At 73.7% G+C, this 2,901-nt stretch carries 2 protein-coding genes; one reads left to right on the top strand and one right to left on the bottom strand.

What is annotated here, in order from left to right; translation table 11 throughout:
* The first annotated feature begins 42 nt into the window (after window positions 1-42).
* Window positions 43-1,254, top strand: coding sequence for a serine hydrolase (locus tag EF903_RS31155; RefSeq protein ID WP_125548328.1), 1,212 nt, complete (start codon window positions 43-45; stop codon window positions 1,252-1,254).
* A 3-nt stretch (window positions 1,255-1,257) separates the two neighbouring features.
* Here the strand turns inward: EF903_RS31155 and EF903_RS31150 are convergent.
* The coding region (locus tag EF903_RS31150; protein ID WP_399422090.1) for a bifunctional 3'-5' exonuclease/DNA polymerase at window positions 1,258-2,901 on the bottom strand (1,644 nt) is incomplete at its 5' end.

Raw genomic sequence — 2,901 nt, 5'->3', positions numbered from 1 at the left:
GGCGGGGCTAGCTTGGAAGGGGCTCTATTTCGGGAGGCCGGGATGGTGGCACGGTGGCGCAGGGCGGCGGTCGGGGCGGTTGCGGCGGGGCTCGTGGCGGTGCCGCTCGGCGGGGCACCGGCCCATGCCCTTGAGGCGGGAGGGCCGACTCGCGTTGCGGCGCCCGCGCGGGATGACGGGGACGTCGTCCGGATCACGCCCGCTGTGGCGCGGCAGTTGGACGATGCCGTGCGGAAGGTCATGGTCGACGCCCGGGTACCCGGGGTGATGGTGGCCGTGTCCGCGCCCGGCAAGGGCGAGTACATCCGTACATTCGGAGTCGCCGACAAGGCGACCGGGGCGCCCATGGACACCGGTCTGTACATGCGTATCGGCAGCGAGACCAAGACGTTCACGGTCACCGGGCTGCTGCGGCTCGTCGACGACGGGAAGGTCGGGCTCGACGATCCCATCGGGAAGTACGTCGCAGGGGTCCCCAACGGGGATCGGATCACGCTGCGGCAGCTCGCGGGGATGCGGAGCGGGCTGTTCAACTACTCCGAGGACGAGGGGTTCTTCAAGGCGCTGACCAGCGACCCGCAGCGGCCGTTCACGCCGCAGCAGCTGCTCGCGTACTCGTTCAAGCATCCGGTGCTCTTCGAGCCGGGCGCCAAGTTCGACTACTGCAACACCAATCTGATCCTGCTCGGGCTCGTCATCGAGAAGGTGAGCGGCAGGGGGCTGGGCGACTTCCTCGCCGACGAGGTCGTCAAGCCGGCCGGGTTGAAGCGGACCGCGCTGCCGCCCGGTGCCGCGTGGCCGACGCCGCACGCGCAGGGCTACACCGACCAGACCGCCAGTGGGAAGGTCGAGGACACCGCCGACTGGAACCCCTCGTGGGGGTGGGCGGCCGGAGCGATGTATTCCGACCTCGCCGACCTGCGGACGTGGGCCCGCGTCGTCGCCACCGGCACGCTGCTGGAGCCGGAGACGCAGAAGGAGCGGCTTGAGGTCGATCCGGCGCTGCCCGGGACGGGGTACGGGCTGGGGATCTTCCTCGACCACGGGTGGGTCGGGCACAACGGGTCCCTGCCGGGCTACCAGTCGCTGACCCTGTACCTGCCGGAGGCGCAGGCGACGCTGGTCGTGCTGCTCAACACCGACATCTCCGCCGAAGGGGAGGAGCCGAGCACGCTGTTCGGCCAGGCCATCACGAAGATCGTGTCCCCCGACAACGTCTTCTCGCTGCCCGCTCAGCCCGCCGCCGGGAAGTGACCCTCACTTGGCGTCCGCATAGCACTCCACGACCGCCGTGGTGAACGGGAAGCGGACCGGGGTGTCGCCGAACGCGATGCGGGCGGCGCGGTCGCCGGCCGCGCGGATCGCCTTCGCGACCGCCTCCGCCTCCTCGGCCGGGCAGTGGACTATCACCTCGTCGTGCTGGAAGAACACCAGCTCCGCCCGCATCCCCGCGGCCGCGATCGACTGCCGCAGCGCCGCCAGCATCAGCAGCGCCCAGTCGGCGGCGCTGCCCTGCACCACGAAGTTGCGGGTGAAGCGGCCGCGGGCGCGGGTGTTCGTCGAGGCGTAGCTCGGAGTCCAGGCGTCGTTCTGGTCGGTGCGGGCCCCGTCGGCGGGAGGGGCGTCCGGCTCCTGCGGGATGCCCGCCTCGCCGTACGGGTCGTCGGCGGCCGAGCCGGAGCGGGCGGGAGGCGGGCAGGTGCGGCCCAGCCAGGTCCGTACGAGACGGCCCTCCTCGCCGGCCCGCGCCGCCTCGTCCACGTACGCGACCGCCTGCGGGAAGCGGCGGCGCAGCGCGGCCAGGTTCTTCAGACCGTCGCCGGACGTCTGCCCGTACACGGCGCCCAGTACGGCGATCTTCGCCATCTCCCGGTCGCCGGAGAAGCCCTGGCGGGAGACGGCCGTGTACAGGTCCTCCGTGCGGCCCGCCACCGCCATGAACGCCGGATCACGGGAGATCGCGGCGAGCACCCGCGGCTCCAGCTGGTCGGCGTCCGCGACGACCAGGCGCCAGCCGGGGTCCGCGACGACCGCCCGGCGGATGACCTTGGGGATCTGCAGGGCGCCGCCGCCGTTGGTGACCCAGCGGCCGGTCAGTGTGCCGCCGGGGACGAACTCGGGGCGGAAGCGGCCGTCCCGGACCCAGTCCTGGAGCCAGGCCCAGCCGTGCGCGGTGTAGATCCGGTACAGCTTCTTGTACGCGAGGAGCGGCGCGACGGCCGGATGGTCCAGGCCCTCGATCTCCCACCGGCGGGTGGAGGCCAGGCGGATGCCCGCCTGGGCGAAGGCCTTCGTGACGTCCGCCGGCAGGTCCGGCCGGACACGGCGGCCGAACGCCGCGGACACCTCGTCCGCCAGCTCGGCCAGGCGGCGGGGCTCCCCGCCGCCGGCGTAGCGCTCGCCCAGCAGGTCCGTGAGCAGGGCGCGGTGGGTGTCCGCCCGCCACGGCATGCCGGCGCGGTGCATCTCCGCCGCGATCAGGAACGCCGCCGACTCCGCGGCCGTCAGCAGGCGCATGCGGTCCGGGTGGGCGGCGGCGTCGTGCCGGCGGGCCTGGTCCTCGTAGACGGCGAGCAGCGCATCGAGGGGAAGGGGCGCGGGCTGTGGATCGAACAGGGAGTCCTGCGCGCCGGGCGCTGCCGCGCGCGCCGGAGGATCGGGCGGTACGGGCCCACCCGTGAGGCGGGCCCAGGCGGCCGCGGCCGAACGGGGCTCGCCGGAGCGGCCCTCGTGGCCGAGGAGAAGCAGCTCGGCGACCTCGATGTCGTAGCAGCGGTCGACGCGGATGCCGGCGGCGAGGAGGCGGGGGTACACGGCCGCCGTGGACCGCCAGATCCAGCGGGTCCCGGCGGGGGCGGCGCGGATGGCCTCCGCGGGGTCGCGCACACGGAGGGGTGGTGC

It is taken from the genome of Streptomyces sp. WAC05292 (assembly GCF_003949955.1).
Lineage (GTDB): Bacteria > Actinomycetota > Actinomycetes > Streptomycetales > Streptomycetaceae > Streptomyces > Streptomyces globosus.
This window is presented reverse-complemented; position numbering and strand designations above follow the sequence as displayed.